The sequence below is a fragment of the Microvirga sp. HBU67558 genome (genome assembly GCF_018069605.1).
Taxonomy (GTDB): Bacteria; Pseudomonadota; Alphaproteobacteria; order Rhizobiales; family Beijerinckiaceae; genus Microvirga; species Microvirga terrae.
This window is the reverse complement of record NZ_JAGPUP010000563.1, coordinates 16,298-37,072: the sequence shown is the minus strand read 5'-3', so window position 1 is coordinate 37,072 and position 20,775 is coordinate 16,298. Positions and strand designations below refer to the sequence as shown.

Sequence of the window (20,775 nt, the reverse complement as noted above, 5' to 3'; positions counted from 1 at the left end):
ATCATGAACAAGTCAGTCGATGCCATTGTCCAGGTCGAGACCTACATCATATCGATTCCGCGCGAGGTTCCCTATCTCGGGCCGTTGAAGGATGGAGAGCGCGTCAACGAGCGTGGTTACCTAATCCGCAAAGGCAATCGTACGATCTATCCGTCGACGGATATGACCCTGCTCATCAAAGTAACCGGCGAAAGCGGACACGTGGGGTGGGGGGAATGCTATGGGATCGTAGCACCCGAGGCGACGAAGGCGATCATCGACGATATTCTTGGACCCGTCATCATTGGACGCGACCCGGGCGACGCTGTGGTGATCCACGAGGATCTTTACGACCTCATGCGGGTGAGGGGATTCTTCGGGGGCTACTATGTGGATGCCCTTGCCGGGGTCGATATTGCCCTTTGGGATCTCGCCGGAAAGAATCTGGGCGTTTCCATCTCTACTCTGCTCGGGGGGAGACGGCACTCCACCATCCCGGCCTATGTCTCAGGACTTCCGAGAGCGACCTTGCAGGAGCGCTGTGATCTCGCCGTGGAGTGGGTGGCCAAAGGCTATCGTGGCATCAAGTTTGCGGCGGTCGTGTCCGATGAGGGGATCGTTCAGGAGATGCTCGCATTACGCGAGGCTGTCGGACCCGACATTGACCTGATGGTCGACCTACACTGGAAGTTCGAGAGTTCGGAAGCCATACGCCTGATCCGGCGCCTTGAGGCTTCGAACCTCTACTTCGCCGAAGCCCCATGTCAACCAGAGGATCTCGAAGGGCAGACCAAGGTCGCGAGGAACATTGGCGTGCCCTTGGCTCTCGGAGAGGAATGGCGCACCGTCTATGAGTATCGACCGAGGCTTGAGGCTCGTTGCATGGGCGTCATCCAACCGGAGATTGGCCACACCGGCATCACTGAATTCATCCAGATCGGCCGGATGGCTCAGACCTTCCACATCAACACCATCCCGCATGCATCCATCAGCGTTGGCATCTTCATGGCGGCGAGCCTTGTCACGTCATCGGCTCTCCAGCGCGTTCCCTATCATGAGTACCAGCATTCCGTCTTCGACCGGAACCTCGCCTTTACGAGGGGCGGCATGGGCTGCGCGCGAGGACATTACACAGTGCCGACCGGGCTAGGCCTCGGCGTCGAGCCCGCAGACGCGTTGTTCGATTTCGTAGTTGCCGAGGGGCGCAGCTCTGCGCGCTGATGGAGTTTCCGGCGAAACTGGATCCTATCAGTCCAGGCTAACCTCGAAGCGGACTAAGTCCCTGTTCATGGTGGGGCGCTTCGACTGCCAATTGAAGCGGGTCATGTAGAGGTAGAACGTGCTCCCGACCGTCTGGAAAACCGGCGACGGGCTGTCGTGATCGATGATCGAGGGATAATCGTAATAGGCTTTCTTCTCCGAAGTACCCCATGGCGGCTCGAACGGGGCAAGCAGGAAGGCCGCCGACCAGTTCCGAAGGTCTGGCGAGGTTGCATAATAGATTCCCCCAATATCGTTCACCCGTGTGGACCACACGACCATCCAGAGTTTCCTGGATTCTAGTCGAATCAGGGACCGTATTTTGCCGGTGATGTCACCATTCCCGAGGCGGTCGCATGTGGCTTGAACGGGGTTCCGGCCGTCGGCCGGGTAAGGGTTAGGGGGAGGAACGAAGCGGCCTTCGCCCATCACTTGCCAACCGGCTACGAGATCGGATCGCGGGGCGCGGAACAGGCAGTTCCCGCGTCCATCCGGCTTTGCGGCGTCTTCCGTCCAGGCGACGAAATAGGCGTGCTCTCCATCGAACACGGTATTTGAGAGCGTGAGGAATCCCGCCGCCTTGGTGCTGGTGTCAAAGCGCTTGTTCGATCCGGCGATAAGGCGCCGGTTGCGGGGCAGCAGCGTGAAGGAGAAGTCCCGCTCATTCGCCTCCAGGGCCACGAGCGAAAGGTACCAGCATTCCGGCCTGCCGGCCCCCTTTGCGCAAAGCCCGTCATGGCGCAGTCCAGAGAATTCCTGGCTCGCCAATCCGAGAACACGGCCACCATCGAGAGGAATGAGGCTTTGGACCCAGAAGCGATCATCGAAGACCGAGGGATCCGCCGATTCCTTACCCTGAGAGACGACGGAACAGCGGGGATGCAGATCGGCAAAGCTTGAGCCCTCCAGAACCCTGTTCCGGAAGTGCGCTGCGATCAGGGCAACGGAACCGTCTTGTCGGCGGTAGGCCCTGGCGGGCGAGTCTGGGATCATGCGCCAGTCGCAGCGCTGCCGCTCATAGCTGTAGACCACCTCGGGCTCGGGAGAGATCCGGAAGCGAAGCGGTTCGCTGGCGATTTCGGCCCTGCTCATCATCAGTAGAAGAAGCACAGGCCACACGAGGGTGTTCCAACGTCCCATCCTCATCATGAAGTCTTCATCTCAGGTAGCGGCTGCAATCCGTTGCAGGAAGGATGCCGGCTGGAGACTGTTTGCTGTGAGGAAGTCCACGTACCGCGACGCTGCCTCACTCCGATGCCGGTCATAGGCATCCGGATCGAATCGAATCATCCTCTTCAGGCTGGAGCGGGTGAGCGGCGCAGTCAGGTCGGCTGCGGCGACATGCGGGACGCCCGTGTTCTCGCAGAGCTCCCGAGTTCGAGAATCGATCGTCACCGTCAAGCCCATTCGCTCCGCCTGAAGAGCCAGGGCGACACCATGATACCGGGACCCGACTGTGAGGTCATGCCGGCGCAACGTGTCCATCCAAGCCGGAATGTCATAGAAGGAGCGGACGTAGTTTCGGCACCAAGCTTTGAATTCGTCGAAGGAATAATGCGGAACGGTATGGTTGTGGATCTCCTTCAGCGCATGCGGATCGATCTCGTCGAAGATCTCCCGGGAGACCCGGATCATCTCTCCCATCGATTGAACCACATATTGGCCCGGGTACAGGGGATCCATCATGAGGCCGATCAGCTGATGCTCGATCTCACGTGTCTTCAGCCAAGCTTGATGCCCCGCAGCGATCGAGAGGGAGCGCGGCAGAGAGAGGTCTGACCACTGCTTGTGGATCTTCTGGCCGAGACCCGGATTTGGGTTCGTGAAATAGGAAGGGCAGCCGCCCGCAATCGAGCCACGGATGCCCAGCTTGTCGAGTTGCGACGTGGTGAACGCGCCGCGAGTATAGATGTTTGAGCCGGCCGAGGACGGATTGGAGCGCGCGATGACTTGGGCCCACCGACGGGTCCCATCAGTGAGCTGGATGTCCTGATCGTAGCTGTCAGCTTGAGCACCAAGCCCAATAGCGACAATCGGCAGGCCCGCTTTCTCCAGGTTGTCCGCCATGTTGCCATAATTTGTATGGCGCCCCAACTGATTGGCGCATGGAATGACGATGATGTCGGCATTCTCTTTCAGATTCTCGGCCGAAGCGCTCCAGCTGAAGAACTTGATCGGATTGGAAATGTGGCTGGCGATGGCATAGACGAAAGCCAGATTGCCGTTGTTATGACCAATCCCATTGTAGAGATCCTCGAACGCAGCGTTCGAGTAGAGCCCCAGGGACGGATACTTCCACAGGATCGCGACCCGTAGAGGTTTGGCAGGAGCCTTCGGCTTGGATGCAGGTTGATCAAGAGGCTTGTCTACAGTCATCACGTCGAGCATATGGAATCATCCTGGAATCGGGTGTTTGCCGGAGTAAGGCCGGTTAACCGCAGATGTTGGGGCAGGTCCGAGACGGAATTCGGAGGCGTATGGGCAGGGGAGGGACTCTGCTAAGCGGCTTCCGCTCTGCGCAGCTTCAGGCTGTTCTCCCACGCCAAGGCGTGGCGGATGATCGCCTCAAGATCGTTGAGCTTCGGAGACCAACCCAGGGTCTCGCGGATCCGCTCGGCGCTTGCGATCAGGGTGGCGGGATCGCCGGCGCGTCGCGAAGAAAGGTTCACCGGGAAATCGACGCCGGAGACCTGCTTCACGGCCTCGACGACTTCGCGCACTGAGTATCCACGGCCGTAGCCGCAGTTGAACACGGTGCTATTGCCGCCTGCATCGAGATAATCGAGTGCGAGCATGTGAGCGTGGGCTAGGTCCGATACGTGAATGTAGTCACGTAGGCATGTGCCGTCAGGCGTGGGATAGTCGGTGCCGAAGATGTCGAGGTGGGATCTCTCGCCGAGAGCCGCTTGGGTCGCGACTTTGATGAGATGGGTTGCCTGGCGTGTGCTTTGCCCGCTGCGGCCCAGAGGATCGGCGCCCGCGACATTGAAATACCGGAGGGCCACGAAACGCATAGGATGTGCACGTGTCACGTCCCTCAGCATCATCTCGGTCATGAGCTTCGATGTGCCATAGGGCGAGACGGGGTTGAGCGGCGCACCCTCGGAAATTGAGCACTCCCTGGCATCGCCATAGACGGCGGCGGTCGAGGAGAAGAGGAACTGCTCGACCCCGCTCTGTACCGCCGCGCTGATGAGCGACCGCGACCTGACCGTGTTGTTCATGTAGTATTTCAGCGGGTCGGTGACGGATTCCGGAACGACGATCGAGCCCGCGAAATGAGCGATCACCTTGATGGAATGCTTGCGAATGATCTGCGAAACGAGAGTCTCGTCACCCACGTCGCCCTTGATGAAGATCGCGGCTGGGTGGACCATCCAGTCGAATCCGGTGCTGAGATCGTCCAGGACGACCACATCCCTTCCGGCATCGGCTAATGCCAGAACCATATGGCTTCCGATATAACCTGCGCCGCCCGTTACCAACACAGCCATGACTGCCCCTCGTTTCTTGCGTGACGTGGAGAGAAGTTGTAGGGATGCCAGAATACGACCGGTACCCCGATGGGACTATCAGGCAGCTTGCAGCTGCCTGAACTCACCCTGCCGCATCACAGGATGCATCTTCGTATCCGCGCCGTTCTCGACCAGGAACTGATGCATCTCGCGGTAAGTGTGATGATAGGCTCGGTTGAACCTGTCGAAGAGCGACTGATCCCAGTAATCCTCGAGCTTGAACTCCTTGCCCGAGAAGACGTCGAAGCTCGGGATCTGATAGGTCTCGGCGAATTCGACCGTACGGCTGTCATAGGTGAAGTAGATCGACGGCACGCCGTTCGCGAGCGCCATCAAGTTGCCATGGAGCCGGTATCCGAGGACTAGATCCTTCTGCTGGACGAGATTCTCATAATCCGCAACTACGTCGGAATAGAACAGCCTCTCCCTATGGAGCTTCTCCATAGTTTCGTCGAGATACCAGTCGTTGACCTGCTTGTCAGCCCGCAGAGCCTTGATCGCCTCTTCCCGCTGCTCCGCCGTGCCGAGAACGATCTTCTTCTCCTCGACTTCGCCCTGCGCCATCAACACCACATCGAATCGGTCCGCTAAGCTTTTCACGAGGTCGCGATGGAACGTCAGGTACTGCTGGATGTCGCGAGCATAGGTGGACGACACCTCGCGACGAACCGTGATGCCCGCCGTCCGGATTTTCTCTAGAGGCGGCAGCCGGATGTTCAAGTCGGGATTGTTCCGGCGGAATGCAGTTGGGCAGCCGACGATGCGGATGTTCTTGATCCCGAGATCCCAGAGGACCTGCGCCGAGTAGGCGCCGCGCACGCCGATGGAGGTGGTGGAATCGGCCATCACGCGAAGGACGGTCTTTGTTTCCTCCGACAACTCGATCTTACCCTTGACCGGCGCCTGGGCACCGATACCCCAGGCGATAACAGGTATTTTGAGTCTCTTGAGAACGTCGACCGCCTGATCCCAGACCATGTCCTTGTGAACATAGTTCGAGCCTCGCAGGAACACATAATCGTACTCGGCATTGATCCGGTCGATCTGGGTCAGGTCCGGATTGGCAATCTCGAGGGCATCAAGCTTGTCGTAGTTCAGAAGCTTCAGCGAGGAGTCGAAGACGAAAGCGTCCCCGATGTTGTGATAATGATTGATGCTGCGCTGAATATCCTTGTGTCGGTACCAGCGGACATTGTCGTGGTTGTAGACTTCGCCCGAAGGACTGATGACGAGAATGCGCTTCATGATTGTGCCTCCAAATAGTTTCGCCAGTAAGAGACTAAGCCGTCAGCGCGACTGCTGACGAGCTTGTCGTCTTTTTCGCGGCAAGTTCCTGATAAAGATCGAGATGAATCCGGGCGCATTCTTCGTAGTTGATCGGTTGCCCGATGCCCGCGCGCAGGTCGTTCCAAAGCTTCGGGTTCGTCAGCGCCTCGGTCATTCGGTCGACGAGATCTTGTGATGAACCAACGCGAAAGTGCAGCCCATTAACGCCGTCGACGATCTTCTCGGCCATGCCGCCGATATTGCTGCAGATCATGGGGCGTCCGTGATGGAAGGATTCCTGGATCACGATGGGCGAGTTCTCCCACCAGATCGAGGGAATGATGGTCCAGTCGATCGAGCGCATAAGGCGCGGCATCTCGCTGTTCTGGTAGGCCCCGTAGAACCGGACCCGGGATCCGGCGCGCTCCACCAACTTTCTGATCTCCTCCTGAAATGCTTCCGGCTGTCGCTCCAGGTTCCCACCGAAGATCATCAGCTGGGCATCGTCGCCCCAGACGGCGTCCGGAATGCACGTGACTGCGTCGAGCAGCACATCAACGCCCTTGAATTGTGTGATCTGGCCGAAATAGCCGAACCGGGAGCGCCGGCTTCCCAGTTGGGGCAGGCTTCGCGGCGGCGCGGTTTCGGCAATGTCCAGTCCGTTCTCGATGACGATGAAGCGCGAGCGATCAAGTCCCCAGTCCACATATCGGTCGACGAGAAATTGGCTGGGTGACACGAAGAAGTCGGCCACGTCGAGAAGCCCGCGGATGAAATGCTCGCGACGCAGGAACCGCGCCGGCGAAACTTCCGGAAAGCAGGCATTGCAATCGGACGGCGAGGCCCTGTGGCAGAGTTTCGTCCCTCCGGTCTTCACCATCTGCCCGTGATGGCTGCAGATCGACAGGAATTCATGGAATGTGATGACAATCACGCAATCCGGACGTGCCCGGCGAACGGCATAGATCATCTCGAGACCCAGGCCGATGAAGTGATGGAAGTGAACGACGTCCGGTTTCAAGTCCTTCAGGACACGGAGGAAGTCGCGCTCGATCTCCTCCGTATTCCGGTTTGAAATAAGAAAATGATCGTACTCGTCGGCGTGATAGAGAAACTCGCCTTCAGTCTGCCGGAGGCTCATCAGGGCCGTTCGGCTGTGACGCGCGACCGGGTGCCCGACGCGGGCGAGGAAACGGGATTCGACGTTGCCGATCCGGTTGAGGCCTTTGTGCAGATTGTACGCGGCAATCTCGGCGCCTCCGAGGGAGAAGCTCGGATGACCGTGCGAGACGATAAGTACGCGGGGAGAGGGATTGGACATGCTTTCACTACCTCATATTGTTGATGAGGAGCGACCATTTTCGGTCAAAGCTCCAGCGGTCGATTTTCTGAGCCAAGCGGTGCGCCGGAAAAGCCGAGGGGCCGACATCATTGTCAGCCGAAATCATCTCGACGTCTGGGAGCCAGACTGCGGGCGTCCCGCCGAGCCTCATCTTGAGGCAGAGGTCGCGCCCCTTCTCACCGGAACTCAGATAGGAGCGCGTAAAGCCGCCGACTGACGCGATGGATTCGCGCGAGACGATGCAGCACGAGAGCGATCCGGCGATGACTTCCGTCGGTTGCGATCCGCGCACGACATCGCGCGGGTATCCGATATAGCGGTCGACGAGCTTCTGCTCCTCCTGGTCTAGCCAGGTTCCCGCGAAGCGGATGGAATTGTCTTCATAGAGGATCGTGGGGCTGATCAGCGCCTTGCCCCCGCGTTTGCGATAGGCCCGTTCCAGCGACGAGATCCATCCAGCTTGGCGCGGCAGGACGCCAGCGGCGAGGAAGATCAGCGTATCCGCCTTCGTTGCCTGAATAGCGGACTCGAACGCGTCGCAGGCATCCTGCACGCCCGTTGCGCCGATCACCCTGATCTTGATCCCATAGAAGCGCGAGAGCCGTTCCGCTTCCGGAGCTATGCTGTCGAAAGCTTCCAGGGGCGCGGCGACGATGATCGGCATTTCCTTCGTTTCCGCATCGAGCGCGAGCAGCGATAAGGTTACGGCCGCCTCCTCGACATCGATTCCGGCTCCGATCACCAGGGTCCGGCCGGTCTCTGAATCGTTGAAATCGAAGTCGCGAATTTCGATGACGGTCGGCGCGGGTGCGGCCATTGCCTGCATCATGGGGCCGATATGGCGCTCAATGGCGGATCCGGCCGTTGCCGTCCTCGGGTCGAGGGGTGAGATGAGCCGTTCGAGGGATCGGCGGGACATGCCGCGAAGGGGCATGAGAGGATAGAACGCGACGGTGTCGCCGACGGCCATCTCGAAATAGGCCGGTCCATCGGTGGCTGAGGGAGGACCGGGGACGAAGGCCAAGAAGCCGTGATCGTTGCGGGCCGGGTCGAGACGTCCGGCGAAGAGGCCGTTGTGCTGGAACGCCGATGAGACATCGGAGCGAGGAAGGCGGGTCCAGGTCTCGTCGATCCGCTGCTGGATTGCGCCGGCTCGCAGGGTGAGGGAATCCACGTGGCCTTCCGGATCGAGCATCCAGCCGGCCACCAGCATCCCACCGCCTGGAATCTCGGCCGCCATGTCCATGCCGATGCGAACCGGCAGCTTGAGGTCCGACACGGTATCGCGCCCGTCGAAGCGTTCTCCGGCCCGCCGAAGGGTCAGCATTGTGTCCGGATTTGCATTCGCGTGGACCAGACCGTCCCGGATGTGAGCGGGCACATCCGTCGGGGAGAGGAGAACGCGCCGATCATAGATCTCGAGACTCCGCCACCCGTCACGCCCGCGAAAGAACAGCTTCTTGAGCTTGCCCGGGTCAATCGCGGATGCTCCCGTGTCGAGCAGGCCCACGAAGCCTTTGCCTTTCTCCCCTAGGTCGTTGCGGATGACGGATGCCGACTTGAAGTCGCCGGCCATCAGTCCCTCGTGGGCCGCAAGGACCCGCACCCTGTCGCAAGGCAGATCGGTGGCCCAACCCTGAAGGAAGATTTGGCCCGTATCAATCGAACCGATGACCTCGATCCATCCATCCGTCGCGCCCGCGGCGCCGAGGACCGATATGGCTGCCTCTAGCCGCTTCTGGCTGGATTTCCCGCCGATCAGCGCGTGAATAATGCGGTCGATGACGATCGACGACCGATCACCCGCGTCAGCGGCGATGATAGAGATCAGTGTGCCAAGTGGAACCGCCGGCTTGATCAGAGTGTAGCGGATTGGCGGTCCTCTGCGCCGCATCACCACCGAGCGCAGGCGAACCTTGGCAGCGAGGCGGATCGGCACAATTGAGACGAAACCAATCGCAGCATCCGCGGGCGCATCCCTGCGGTCCCAGCTGACGGTATCAGCCTTCATGGACATCGAAGGATCACCGTTGAGCAACGTTTCGACCTGATCGGTCATAGCGTCGGCCACGCCGGCAATCAGCGCAAGATCGTCGCCGATCGGGGTGACGAGTGCGCTCTCGCCGTCCAGAGGCAAGTCGCGCATATCTAGCGGTTGCGTATTGTAATGCATGGGAGACCTGAAATTCTGTTCGCTATGCGTTTTCGCTCGTGACTTGGGGGGCACTACCAAGGAGGATGACGCAGAAGGACGACAAGCGCCGCGATGGCACTTACGGCGGAAATTCCCCCGAACGCCATCAGGAGAGTGACGGCCCTCTTCATCGGGCGGTCGACGGACGATCCGAGGTCATCGATCTGCTTTCCGAAATCAGCCAGCACCCGGTCGAAGCGCATATGGAAGACTTCGATGTCTGATATCTTCTTGGCGAGGTCGGATTGATTGGCCCGGACAGCGTCGAGAGCGGCCGCGATGCCGTTCTCTTCGCCGACGATCTCGCTGATCTGAGCCGAAGTCCCCCGAAGACTCTCGACAGCCTCGCGCTGCAGAACCTGAGACCGCCTTTGCGCTTCAATCAGAAGGTCGAGGCGGTCGAACACGCGGCTCAGCGGCGCGTTGATCGCAGTCTCGGCAGCGCGCTCGTGCTGGCTCGGAGCCTGCAGGACGAGTTCCTCGCCGGTCGAGGGCGCGATCGCCACCACAGCGAGGCCGGCCGTGTCCTGACCGACGCTGTCTGGCAACTCGACTTCGAAGGCGTGTCCGCCGTCGCCGATCCCGTTGCGGCGCAGATCGACGCGGGGCATGTCGGCCGTGGCCGACGCGATACTCCCGCCATTCAGCGTGATCCGAATGAGGAGACGCTCCGTCGGGTGAGTGCGATTCCAGACCCACCCATAGAGGCGCCGTCCTTCGATGGCATCGACGCGGCCCTGGAGCTGTGAAGCCACTGGAACGGCCACTGCGTCTCTTGACTGTGCTGTGCTCATGCGGCGTTCGCCTTCAGTTCGATGATATCGGCACCTTTGAGGAGGCTGCGATAGAGAGTGAGGTGGCGTTCCGCGACGACCGCCATGTCGGCCGGCTGGTTGATCCCCGCCACCAGTGTCTCCCAAAGGTCTGGTGTCTCTATGGCCTGCTGCATGGTGCGCGCGAGCAGGGATGGGTCGTCGGGACGGACATGCAGACCGTCGATCCCATCTCTGACGGCTTCCGCCATTCCCCCAATGCTGCTCGTGATGACGGGGCGTCGATGGGCGAACGCCTCCTGGATCACCAGAGGAGCGTTCTCCCACCAGACCGACGGCACCACCACCCAGTCGACGGAAGCCATGAGGTCAGGAATGTCCTCACGTCCATAAGGCCCGAGCCTCAGAACCTGAGGCTCTGTCGCGTTAAGAAGGTTATCGACCGTCGTGACGAACTCTTTGGCCTGAAAAGGAGCGCCACCATGCAGGCGGAGCTCAAAATCGCCGACGCCATCCGCGATGAGACGCTGTGCCGCCTTGAGGAGGACGGAAATGCCCTTCCAGGGATTGAGGTTGCCGAAATACCCGAATACGGACCGCCTGCCCGAGGAAGCTGCCCGATGGGCGGAGGGAACGACGGCGGGCCGACCGTTCGGAATGACCTCGATCAAGCCGGACGGTAGTCCCCAACTCACAAAGCGCTCTTTGAGAAAGCGGCTGGGAGCAACGAACCTGTGAACCTGGTCGAGATGAGTCCGAATATACAGCTCGCGTAGAAGAAACCGATCCGCCGGGACATTCGGGAAACACCCGTTGCAGCGATTGGGCGTCGCATGGTCGCATCGTTCCTTCCCTGTGGTTCGCATCATCAGCCCGTCATGAGCGCAGATCGGATAGTAGTCGTGGAGCGTCATGACGATGCGAGCGTTTGGGAGAATTCGGCGCACCAGCGCGATGAACTCCACCCCCATGAGCAGAACATGATGGATGTGAACGATGTCAGGACGGAAGTCCTCAAGCAGGCTGACGAGATGAGGCACGACGCCGTATGCATCGACCTGGCTTAAATTGAACTGGTCGAAATGCCCGCACCACATGACGACTTCGTCCGGAGCCCCTCCAGGCGACTGGAAGCTCGTTCCCGGCCTTTGGCCACGATGGAGATTGTTCGTGGCCGCCAGGAACAGCGCTTCGACGTCAGGAAGCGAGCGGTACTCACGGAAGAGATCATGAGCGAGGATTTCCGTCCCGCCGGGATGAAAATCCGGATGATTGTGGGCAACGACCAGAACGCGTGTTGTCACGTGATCTACTCCGGCTTCACGGCGATGATGACATCCTGATAGTGATCGCTCACGATACCACGCCAATGGCCGAGGCTCAGGCGGCGGATCTGAAGGCCGGCCTTCGTGAGAATGTTCTCAATGATTCCCGCATCGAAGCCGATGGCCCCGAGTGGCGCCAAAGGATCGCCGTACCATGTGCCGGGTGTCTCCCCACGGGTGAATCGCGGACGGGCCGTCGGCCTGTCCGGGTCTCCTGCGGCGACCACGAAGGCGGTCAGGAACAGGCGTCCGCCGGGTCTCAGCAGGCGCATGACCTCACGCGCGTAAGCGGAAATCTCCTCTTCCGGGAGATGAGTTGCAACGGACACCATCGTGACGAAGTCGAACTTCGCTTCGGAGAACGGCAGGACGATCTCATGTCCAGCGATTGCCCCGCCTGGGTTGTATAATTCATGAGCGACATCCACGCGGCAGAATCGGAAGTGCGGGTAGGATGCCGTGATATTCTGCACGCACCACTCGATTCCCGCATTGACGGGATCGATGCCCTCATAGAGAGCTGTCTCGGGATCGAGGTATTGCGTCAGCGGAACGGCCATTCGCCCGATGCCGCATCCGATGTCAAGCACTGACTCGGACGGCTGAAGCTCGCCGATCCGAATGAAGTGGCCGAGATATTCGACGCCGATCGCACGGTAATCACCATCACCCACGAAGACGTTCTCAGGCGGCGGAGCCGGCAAAGAATCGTTGAGCGCAATTTCTTCCATCAAGCTCTTGATGCTCAAGTTCACATCGGGAATGAGCTTCGGTGCACGCGAGGTGTTCGTGAGATCGAACTGTGCATTCATATGGCGGCATTCCTTATTTTGCGGGGGCGTCCGGTCTGCATTGCGGCAATCATGACATCGCGCCAACGCTCGGTATGAAGAGCGCAATTGTACTGCCAGGCGATCCCGCGCATGTACTCGGAGTTAAGAGACATCGACTTCCGTTCGAGATGGTAAAGCTCGATGTCGGGGGCGTATGCGATCTTGCGCTCCGTCATGGTGATTTTGAGGCAGAGATCGCTGTCTTCGTAATCTCCGACCACATAATCCTCCGTGAAGCCCCCGACGGATTCAAACAATGCTCTCGTAGTGACGAGGCAGGCGCCGGTTACGGCGGGGACGACGCGCTCCTCGCAGGCTGGAGCATAGTCGCGCGGCATGCCCTTGTGAAAATGCTGGTTGAGCCAGTAACCACGATGATCCTGCGAGAAGTACATGCCGGCGTGCTGGATGGATCCGTCCTCGAACAAAAGCTTCGGTCCGACGGCGCCGATACGGCGGCGACCGTTCAGCCGCGACGCCATCGCTTCCAGCCATCCCGGAGAAACCGGGATGATGTCAGAGTTGACCAGCGCCAGAACGTCGCCTCGCGCAACAGACACGCCCACATTATTGGCGCGGGCATATCCGCCGTTCCTCTCCATGACCACGAGAATAACGGGAAGGCCATAAATAAGATGGAGGCCGCCCAGGAGATGTTCGACCTCCTGAGCCTGTTCGGGAGAGTCGAGCACATATACCAGCTCCGCATTTGCGCGAATCCATGGGTCGGTTGCGAAGGCGGCAATCTGGAAGCGAAGAAACTCCAGATTCCGGTAAAGCGGAATGATCATCGACGCTTTCGGACATCGGTGAGAGAAGCCGATTCTTCGGATTGTGTGGCGCCCGATCTGGTTGCCGACCTGTGCGTGAAGATCGGCGATGGCCGGTCGGAGAACCTGCATGAGGATGGACTGATCGACGTGCTGCGCCGGAATGGCCCGCAAAGCCGTCGCGCGAGCCTGAGCGGGATCTGCAGGCTGAGGATGTGGAACGAGAGAATGACGGGCGCCCGATTTCAGGCGAAGATGAAAGCGTGGTTGCAGGTTCTGCTCCGCTCCCCTTCCGGTGGGCGCTAGAACAGCGAAGCCCGTAGCCGTAAGACGGGATCCTTTCGTCGGCCCTGCGACTTCCACGGGAAAGGTGAACAGGGCTTTCGTCAGATCTAGAGGTTCGATCTCAGGTCCGCTGGCTTCGATGCCTGCGAACAGGTTCACCGGATCACGGTACCAACCGGTCACCAGAGTGCCTGCGGATGTCGCCAGCGCGGAGACGATCTCGGCCGATGGGGCCGTGAGGTTGCCCGAAAGTCGGCGAGGGCGCAAAGGAAACCGCAACTGCAGCTCGAGCGCATAAGCGGACCCCGCCGCCGAGCGTTTGGCAATTTCCCTCAGCACGTGCTCACGCAGGCCGGGCGCTGCATGCGCCCGCTCGTGGAACCAGCGTTCGATGGAGGGAAGGCGGGCCTCCGGCCTGAGCAGGCGGCGGATGGATAGGCCTCCAGGGCCGAGCAGAACCAGGAGAGTATCCTCGGCAGGAATGCGCGCGCGATCAATCAGGAGATGGATGACATCCCGCCCATCCTTCCCATCTGGGATCCTGTGAGGACTGGCAAGGATACGCGTCGGTCCGTTCCTGCCGAACGTATAGATCGCGTCGATCTTGCCGAAGCCCGCAACGACCGATGTCCGCGTCAGGACAAAATCATCGGCAACCTGCGCAATGGCGACAGCCGGTCCGGGTGTCGGAGCCATCTGGGAGACAAGGTCGCCGAGAAGATCGATGAAGGCCTTCTCCCGGCGGAGGTGAAACATCGCACCCCACACGTTGAACAGCGCGGATGCGAGGGCTACTCGACCATGGCTGTCAAGTCCGCCGATCATGCTGTCGGCGTCGGCAGTGGAAAACACGGCATCGTCACCGATGGAGACAATCGTTCCAAGCCTAGGCGTTTCGAGGCGCAGATCCTTATTTGCCGCTTCGCCGACCGGGCGCCGGAACACCAAGAAGAGGCGTTCTCCGCCGCCGGACAAGGAGAGACGAAGCGATGCGGAAGGCCAAATGTCTTGGCCGTCGCATCTAGGGTTCGAAGGTGAACACTGATCGATGTGCGGCATGTCCCAGGTGAGCAGAACAACGTCTCGCCCGAGAGATGCCACCTTCAGGGAGGCAAAGTCATCGGCCGGTGATGTGAGCATGGCAAGATTCGCCATCGCGTCCTGTCTCCATTTGGTTTGATGGGATGCCGCAGAAGACTCCGCGACATCCGCTCTTCAGGAGAGAAGCGGATCAGTGAACCGAGAAAAAATCGCTCGGGTTGCTGTTGATGTCGTCGGCATTCACGTTCACGAGAGTGATCGTATCGCCATTTCCGAGATCGACAATCGTATTGCTGCCGACCTGGTGAACACGGCTGGCAAGATCGTCTGCCGATGCAATGTCTGTTCCGTTGATCCCTTTGGAGATCTGCAGGATGTCCTGACCGGCTTTGAAGTCGAGAACGACATCATTGCCGCCGCCGCCACTGAAGACGAATGTATCGCCGCCAGCGCCACCGTGGAGAATGTCGTCGCCAGCGCCGCCATCCAAGATCTCATTCCCGGATCCGCCGCGCAGAATGTCGTCACCAGCGCCGCCCTGGAGGATGTCGTCGCCTGAGCCGCCTTCGAGAACATCGCTCCCGTCGCCGCCACGCAGGATATCGTTGCCGTTGCCGCCCCGAAGATAATCGTCTCCGGCGCCGCCGAGCAGAATATCGTCGCTGTTGCCGCCTAACAGGATGTCGCTTCCGGCATCGCCTTGAAGCACATCAGCCCCAACGCCGCCAAACAGAACGTCATCATCGGTGCCACCAGAGATCCAATCGTCTCCAGATCCGCCGAAGAGAACATCGGCTCCGTCGCCGCCGGAGATGGCGTCACTGTCGCCACCGCCGAGGATCAAGTCATCGCCGCCATGTCCGAAGATCACGTCTGCACCGGAGGTGCCATGCAAGGAATCGCTTGAGGCTCCACCACCAATAGTCGCCATGTCTCTCATCCTTATTGTCAGCACCGGGCAAGCTGCGATTCGCCCGGTCGCGTGTTCGAGCCAAAATGAAGCGCTTTGTGCGCGAGGAGATTTCCGGGAAGTGCTTGTGTCGAGAGTGTCCCGGCAGGCATTAAGTAAGACAATAAGTAGTTGTTGTAAATACCAAAGTATAAGCTTGGAGTTACGGGAAATTATAGTTAGACATGGTTCAATTTTGTTTGTGTGTTATTAGATTATATATATTGATATGTTGTATTTTAATTCGAAATTCGAACTATCGTTCGGGTGGGATCGGATGCCGCCTCGCGGCAGTAATGCGCCGAGTATTGGCGGTGCCGAATGCCTTCTGATTACTCTTCCCGGAAGGCCCGGTCGAAGCTCTCCGTGATCGGGGCCAACAGGTAATCGATGGCGCGTCTCGGCTTGTTGATAATCAGAACCTCGGCCGGCATCCCGGGGTAGAGAGTCGTCTTAGAGTTCGCCTTGAGACTTCCCGGTTCGATTTCAGCGCGTGCGACGAAGTAGGCGTAGTTGTTGCGTTCGTCCATCTGCTGGTCGGCTGAAAGATAAGTCAGTTTTCCCGCGAGGGGCGGAGTGCTGCGGCTGTTATAGGCGGTCAGCCGGATTTGAACCGGTGCGCCGACGCGGACAGAATCGACATCACGTAGGCCGATTTTCGCCTCGACGACCAATGGCTCATTTTCCGGAACGATGTCGAGGATGGGCTGCCCAGCGCCGATAACGCTGCCCAGGGTATGGGAGCGGATATTCGTCACGATGCCTCTCTCAGGGGAGACGATCTCGACACGCCGTAAAATATCGGTGGCAGCGTCTATTCGTCCAACTGTATCAGCCAATTCGAGCTGCGCGGTCTGGATGTCCGAAGCGACCTGCTGCTGAAAGTCGTTGCCGAGGGAAAGGATCTCCAGTTCCGCCGCCGCCCTGGCTTGTTCGGCCTTCGCCCTACGGGACGCCAGTTCGCCGGCATCGCCCTGGAGCTGACTTTCTCGCGTCTGCATTTCCGTAAGGCGCGGACGCGGCGCATAGCCCTTCTCGACGAGGCTTGCGATGGCCCTGAGCTCCCGGTCGAGCAGTTCCGATTGTCGAGTATTCGCGTCGGTCTGAGACTTCACGGCCTGGATTTCCGCCACCTGCTGCTCGATAGTCTTGCGCTGGATGTCGACGCGGCGATCGAACATCTCACGCCTGGCCTTGAAGAATTTCCGCTCAGCCTTCAGGATCTCCTCTGCCGTCGGCCCTCCGGCTTGGAGCAGGTTCTCGGGAAAGGTGAGATCATCCAACCCGGACTGCTCGGCCCGAAGGCGCACAAGCCGAGCCTCAAGGCCGATCCGCCTGGAGCGCAATTGCTCTAACTCGGCCTTTGCCCGCGTATCGTCGAGACGAAGGAGCGGCTGCCCGGCCTGCACGATCTCTCCCTCGCGGACAAGCAGCGTTTTGAGAATCCCGCCTTCCAGGTGGCTGATGGTCTTGCGCTTGGAATCGACGACGACAGTGGCCGCCGCAATCGCAGCACTGTCGAGATGGGCTGAGAAGGCCCAGGTGGTGAGGCCGCCGAGACCAAGGAAGATGGTCGCCAAGCCTGCGATCACCGGTCCACGATAGGAGGGCTCGCCAGGATCGCGACCCCGGAAGCGGTCTTTCGCCGGTTCAATATCCACGGCCATGTATGTCGCGGGGCGCGATGTCGTCTGCTCCATAGTTTGCGAACGCTTTTTCATGCGCTTCCTTTCACTGCGGCAATCGGCTTCTCGCCGGGAGTGATTGCGCTGACGACCGAAGTTCGTGGGCCGAATTGGCTGATCCTGCCCTCCTGCAGAACCATGAGCTTGTCGGCGGCCTGCATGACGGAGGGCCGGTGTGCGATCAGGATGATGATCGACCCATCCGCGCGTAGGGCCTCGATGGTCCGCAAGAGAGCGCGTTCGCCGTCGGTGTCGAGATTGGAGTTTGGTTCGTCGAGGACGACCAAGCGCGGCCTGCCGTACACTGCCCGCGCCAGCCCGATCCGCTGACGCTGGCCGCCGGAGAGGGCATGGCCGCCATCCCCCAATACGGTATCGTACCCGAGAGGTAGGCGGCCGATCATTTCATGAACGTCCGCGAGGCGGGCGGCTTCCAGCACCATACGGGGGTCGGCTTCCCGCATCCGGGCGATGTTGTCCCGGATCGTCCCGTCAAGAAGCGACACGCTCTGTGGCAAATAACCTACCATGTCGCCGAATGAACTACGTTCCCAGAGATAAACGTTGTTGCCGTCGAGATAGACGCCGCCGGATGTCGGCTTGATCACCCCGATGAGCGTGCGGGCAAGCGTGGACTTGCCAGCTGCCGAGGGACCGACGATACCGAGCACCTCGCCCGGCGACAGGCTGAACGAGAGCCCCTTGAGCACAGGTACATCGGAACCGGGAGGGGCATAGACCAGCCGGTCGACCGTGAGTTCGCCTTGGGTGCGCGGCGTCGGCTTGGATTCTCGCTTAGGGGCTTGATGCTCGAGAAGCTCTTTCACATTCTTCCAGGCTGAAATGGCAAGCACCCATTGCCGCCAGCCATCGACCATCGAGTCGAAGGGCAGAAGCATGCGACCCATGATAATGCTTGAGGCCACCATCGACCCTGGGCTGACTTCCTGTTGGATGACCAGGATTGCGCCGACCGATAGAACCGCGATCTGCATGACATAGCGGCAGGTCCGAGTGAACGATGCCATGGCGCGGCTCCGGCGTGTCACCACATCGAGAAGGTCCTGCGTGTGCAATTGGGATTGCCGCCAACGCTCCGAGAGGGCTGGAAGCATTCCCATGGCTTCGACCGCCTCGGCATGACGGAGGGTGCCGCCGATTTCACTGATGTTCTGCATGGAGGACTCATTGGCGCGCTTCATGGCTCTGCGCGTCAGGAAATCGGACAAAAGGCTGAGAGAGATGATGATAACCGCCGAAGTCAATGCCACCAGGCCATAAAGCCAATGGAGAGCAAACAGGACGGCAAGGAAGATTGGCGCCCAAAATGCCTCCAGCGGGACACTGATGGCGTTCCCAACGATGAATGACCGGATGTCGTTGAGGTCACGGATCGCTTGACTGGACTTGGAGATGCCCTTCGTCACGGACGCAGATATGGCGGCCTCCAGGACGGGGAGGTTCAGCTTTCTGATCAGCTTGCTCGCCATGACCTGATAGGTGAGGGCACGCACATAATCGAGGATGCAGTAGATGGCTAGGCCTATGACGGAAACGACAATCAGCATGACCAGCGTGTCCGTGCTTTGACTGTTCACGACACGGTCATGGACTTGCAGCATGAACAGAGGAACCGTCAGCTGAAGCACGTTGATGATCGCACTCAGGGCGCCCGCATAGGCGATGCCGCTTGCAAATGCTCTGCGCCCTTGGTGGAGGGTATCGGCGGCTTCTGGATGGGCCATTTTCGTCATGCAGAAGTGACTCCAAAAGAGGCAATGATGCGGCAGATCTCAATTTTGCCTAAAAGTTATTCGAGGGAATTTATGAATCACCGATGGCAGAACGTCTACCCATAAAGTATGATTCGCCTAACAATAAAAAAGCTAAGGCAGAGGAAATGACAATAAGGGCTAGCAGTTTATCCAGCTTATTTCTTGGATATGCTGCCAATGCCAGGAGAAATATTAAATTAGTTCGAATTTCGAACTAATTTAATTAATGGATAACGGGGTATAATGTGCAAAATATATCAAATTCCTTGCCTTGGATTGTCGCTCACGATGAAGCGGAGTCCAAATTTCCGACAACGCTGCATACTCTGCACCGGAGGAGCGGTGAGCCAGTGAGCCGCACGGAAGGTCCTCAGGCTCCTCAGGCAGAGCCAACGGGTATCACCCATATCGAGATCGTGAGGGTCATCGAGAGATTGCATAGGCGTTCGCTCGACCTCGTGCGTGCCGATCTGATCGAAGCCGGCATCGACGACCTGAGTCCGTCCCAGGTGATGATGCTGTTCACCATCGGATCGAACGAGTTGTCGGTTCGCGACTTGATCGAGCGTGGCTATTATCTTGGTTCGAACGCGTCCTACAGTCTGAAGCGGCTCGTCGAAGCCGAATACGTCATTCGCACAGCATCGGAGCGGGATCGACGGTCCGCTCGCATCCGCTTGTCGGAAAAAGGGCGAGCATTGTGCGATCTGATCAGGCGGAACGACAAAGCCTATCAGCAGCTTGTGGCGCGCAACGAGGCGGAGATGCGTGATCTGGAAACCACATTCAGGACGCTGAAACGCATCGAGCAGACATGGAGCAACGCGGTTCGTTATCGCGATATGGGCTCGGATGACTGAACCGAGCTCCTTGCATTCGTGCTCTCACCATGAAGAGATATGGAAGCTATGCGCAGCTCTTTGGCAGAGTGGGCGTCCACCCGGCTCGATGCGTGGCGTTCCGGTAACTCATTGAAGGACACTTCGGCCGACGATGAGTGGCCGAGGGCGCAGCTCTGCTTGGAGAAACGGATGAGCGACGGCGACAGGCAAAGTTTTGGAGAAAGGTGATCATGTGACGTTGCAAGAACCGATTGGAACTCAAACAATCCGCATTCAGAATTCGGACCATCTCATTTTTGAGCAGGATTCTGATCGAAAGAAGCTGCTGATCGTTTTTGCTTATATCAACCAGAAGCTCGGAACGCGGTCACATTCTAGTTTCCTGCGCAATGTCGATTGTAAGAAGCTCTTCTTGAATCCGGGTTTGAACGATTGGTACCAGACAGGCGTCCCAGGAGTCGCCTCTTCCTATTCGGGACTTCTTGCGTTCCTCCAGAATGTGAAATCGAGTTTCGTCGACCACGAAATCCTGTGCCTTGGACACTCGATGGGAGGCTTCCCTGCATTGGGCATTGGAGTCAGCATCGGGGCCGACCGCATCTTGGCCTCTGCGCCGGAGTTCATCCTGAACACTCCAGACAGTTTGAGTATTCGCCATTTAGAGGGCAAGCTGATCGAATGTGGAGATTTAACTCCCGTCCTGTCCTCAAATTCCAAGAGCATGATCACGGTCGTGGTTGGCAACCAGAATGCATTTGACATGCGCGTCGCGCGCCGACTGGGCGAGTTTCCGCATACCAGAACCATCGAACTGGAAACGGGACACAATACCTTTCCCTATTTAAGGGATGTCGGGAAGCTTGGGGCAGTGTTGGAGGCGTTTGTTGAGGGTGAAGCTATCCGACCCGTCGTTGAGGGCATATGATGCCCAGCTCACTCTG

The 20,775-nt window shown here is 59.1% G+C and carries 17 protein-coding genes; 4 read left to right on the top strand and 13 right to left on the bottom strand.

Annotated elements, in window-relative coordinates; all coding sequences use genetic code 11:
- Positions 1-3 precede the first annotated feature (3 nt).
- Positions 4-1,200, top strand: a complete 1,197-nt coding sequence (locus tag KBI52_RS31130; protein WP_210812746.1) for a mandelate racemase/muconate lactonizing enzyme family protein — start codon at positions 4-6, stop codon at positions 1,198-1,200.
- A gap of 27 nt (positions 1,201-1,227) precedes the next feature.
- Here KBI52_RS31130 and KBI52_RS31125 read toward each other — a convergent pair whose 3' ends face one another.
- The 10 genes from KBI52_RS31125 to KBI52_RS33230 form a co-directional block, all read right to left on the bottom strand.
- Positions 1,228-2,385 (bottom strand): hypothetical protein, encoded by a 1,158-nt coding sequence (locus tag KBI52_RS31125; protein ID WP_210812745.1) that lies wholly within the window; start codon positions 2,383-2,385, stop codon positions 1,228-1,230.
- Between the two features lie 15 nt (positions 2,386-2,400).
- Positions 2,401-3,627 carry a polysaccharide pyruvyl transferase family protein gene (locus KBI52_RS31120; protein WP_210812744.1) on the bottom strand — a complete coding sequence of 409 codons (1,227 nt, stop codon included), beginning with the start codon at positions 3,625-3,627 and terminating at the stop codon, positions 2,401-2,403.
- A 110-nt stretch (positions 3,628-3,737) separates the two neighbouring features.
- Positions 3,738-4,733: a UDP-glucose 4-epimerase GalE gene (gene galE / locus KBI52_RS31115; RefSeq protein ID WP_210812743.1), complete on the bottom strand. Its 996-nt coding sequence runs from the start codon at positions 4,731-4,733 to the stop codon at positions 3,738-3,740.
- A gap of 78 nt (positions 4,734-4,811) precedes the next feature.
- Positions 4,812-5,999 (bottom strand): polysaccharide pyruvyl transferase family protein, encoded by a 1,188-nt coding sequence (locus KBI52_RS31110; RefSeq protein ID WP_173950183.1) that lies wholly within the window; start codon positions 5,997-5,999, stop codon positions 4,812-4,814.
- A gap of 34 nt (positions 6,000-6,033) precedes the next feature.
- Positions 6,034-7,341, bottom strand: a complete 1,308-nt coding sequence (locus tag KBI52_RS31105) for a glycosyltransferase family 4 protein (RefSeq protein ID WP_210812742.1) — start codon at positions 7,339-7,341, stop codon at positions 6,034-6,036.
- Between the two features lie 7 nt (positions 7,342-7,348).
- Positions 7,349-9,508 carry a hypothetical protein gene (locus KBI52_RS31100; RefSeq protein ID WP_247654758.1) on the bottom strand — a complete coding sequence of 720 codons (2,160 nt, stop codon included), beginning with the start codon at positions 9,506-9,508 and terminating at the stop codon, positions 7,349-7,351.
- Between the two features lie 80 nt (positions 9,509-9,588).
- The gene (locus KBI52_RS31095; protein WP_210812740.1) at positions 9,589-10,350 is read right to left on the bottom strand and encodes a hypothetical protein; all 762 of its coding nucleotides are present in this window, start codon (positions 10,348-10,350) and stop codon (positions 9,589-9,591) included.
- Positions 10,347-11,633 carry a glycosyltransferase family 4 protein gene (locus tag KBI52_RS31090; RefSeq protein ID WP_210812739.1) on the bottom strand — a complete coding sequence of 429 codons (1,287 nt, stop codon included), beginning with the start codon at positions 11,631-11,633 and terminating at the stop codon, positions 10,347-10,349. Before KBI52_RS31090 ends, KBI52_RS31095 begins: the two co-directional genes overlap by 4 nt.
- 5 nt (positions 11,634-11,638) lie before the next feature.
- Positions 11,639-12,466: a class I SAM-dependent methyltransferase gene (locus KBI52_RS31085; protein WP_210812738.1), complete on the bottom strand. Its 828-nt coding sequence runs from the start codon at positions 12,464-12,466 to the stop codon at positions 11,639-11,641.
- Entirely contained in the window at positions 12,463-13,431 is a 969-nt protein-coding gene (locus KBI52_RS33230) for a glycosyltransferase (RefSeq protein ID WP_247654757.1), read from the bottom strand. Before KBI52_RS33230 ends, KBI52_RS31085 begins: the two co-directional genes overlap by 4 nt.
- Before the next feature lie 615 nt (positions 13,432-14,046).
- Between KBI52_RS33230 and KBI52_RS33225 the strand changes: the two genes are divergently transcribed.
- On the top strand, positions 14,047-14,580 hold the full coding sequence (locus KBI52_RS33225; protein WP_247654756.1) for a hypothetical protein: 534 nt from the start codon (positions 14,047-14,049) through the stop codon (positions 14,578-14,580).
- Between the two features lie 193 nt (positions 14,581-14,773).
- On the opposite strand, the gene KBI52_RS31075 is transcribed toward KBI52_RS33225, so the two are convergent.
- From KBI52_RS31075 to KBI52_RS31065, 3 genes are all read right to left on the bottom strand, one after another.
- Positions 14,774-15,514, bottom strand: a complete 741-nt coding sequence (locus KBI52_RS31075) for a calcium-binding protein (RefSeq protein WP_210812859.1) — start codon at positions 15,512-15,514, stop codon at positions 14,774-14,776.
- Between the two features lie 350 nt (positions 15,515-15,864).
- Entirely contained in the window at positions 15,865-17,253 is a 1,389-nt protein-coding gene (locus KBI52_RS31070; RefSeq protein WP_210812736.1) for an HlyD family type I secretion periplasmic adaptor subunit, read from the bottom strand.
- Positions 17,250-18,971, bottom strand: a complete 1,722-nt coding sequence (locus KBI52_RS31065) for a type I secretion system permease/ATPase (RefSeq protein WP_210812735.1) — start codon at positions 18,969-18,971, stop codon at positions 17,250-17,252. Before KBI52_RS31065 ends, KBI52_RS31070 begins: the two co-directional genes overlap by 4 nt.
- A gap of 287 nt (positions 18,972-19,258) precedes the next feature.
- Between KBI52_RS31065 and KBI52_RS31060 the strand changes: the two genes are divergently transcribed.
- Complete coding sequence (locus KBI52_RS31060) at positions 19,259-19,852, top strand: winged helix DNA-binding protein (protein ID WP_247654755.1); 594 nt, start codon at positions 19,259-19,261, stop codon at positions 19,850-19,852.
- A 214-nt stretch (positions 19,853-20,066) separates the two neighbouring features.
- A complete protein-coding gene (locus KBI52_RS31055; protein WP_173950196.1) occupies positions 20,067-20,759 on the top strand; it encodes a hypothetical protein in 693 nt (230 codons plus the stop codon).
- The last annotated feature ends 16 nt before the right edge of the window (positions 20,760-20,775 follow it).

Bases quoted from the DNA above. Each gene is read 5' to 3' on its own strand.
- KBI52_RS31130 (WP_210812746.1), top strand. From the start codon at position 4: ATGAACAAGTCAGTCGATGCCATTGTCCAGGTCGAGACCTACATCATA.
- KBI52_RS31125 (WP_210812745.1), bottom strand. From the start codon at position 2,385: ATGAGGATGGGACGTTGGAACACCCTCGTGTGGCCTGTGCTTCTTCTA.
- KBI52_RS31120 (WP_210812744.1), bottom strand. From the start codon at position 3,627: ATGCTCGACGTGATGACTGTAGACAAGCCTCTTGATCAACCTGCATCC.
- galE (WP_210812743.1), bottom strand. From the start codon at position 4,733: ATGGCTGTGTTGGTAACGGGCGGCGCAGGTTATATCGGAAGCCATATG.
- KBI52_RS31110 (WP_173950183.1), bottom strand. From the start codon at position 5,999: ATGAAGCGCATTCTCGTCATCAGTCCTTCGGGCGAAGTCTACAACCAC.
- KBI52_RS31105 (WP_210812742.1), bottom strand. From the start codon at position 7,341: ATGTCCAATCCCTCTCCCCGCGTACTTATCGTCTCGCACGGTCATCCG.
- KBI52_RS31100 (WP_247654758.1), bottom strand. From the start codon at position 9,508: ATGCGCGACTTGCCTCTGGACGGCGAGAGCGCACTCGTCACCCCGATC.
- KBI52_RS31095 (WP_210812740.1), bottom strand. From the start codon at position 10,350: ATGAGCACAGCACAGTCAAGAGACGCAGTGGCCGTTCCAGTGGCTTCA.
- KBI52_RS31085 (WP_210812738.1), bottom strand. From the start codon at position 12,466: ATGAATGCACAGTTCGATCTCACGAACACCTCGCGTGCACCGAAGCTC.
- KBI52_RS33225 (WP_247654756.1), top strand. From the start codon at position 14,047: ATGGATGACATCCCGCCCATCCTTCCCATCTGGGATCCTGTGAGGACT.
- KBI52_RS31075 (WP_210812859.1), bottom strand. From the start codon at position 15,514: ATGGCGACTATTGGTGGTGGAGCCTCAAGCGATTCCTTGCATGGCACC.
- KBI52_RS31070 (WP_210812736.1), bottom strand. From the start codon at position 17,253: ATGAAAAAGCGTTCGCAAACTATGGAGCAGACGACATCGCGCCCCGCG.
- KBI52_RS31065 (WP_210812735.1), bottom strand. From the start codon at position 18,971: ATGACGAAAATGGCCCATCCAGAAGCCGCCGATACCCTCCACCAAGGG.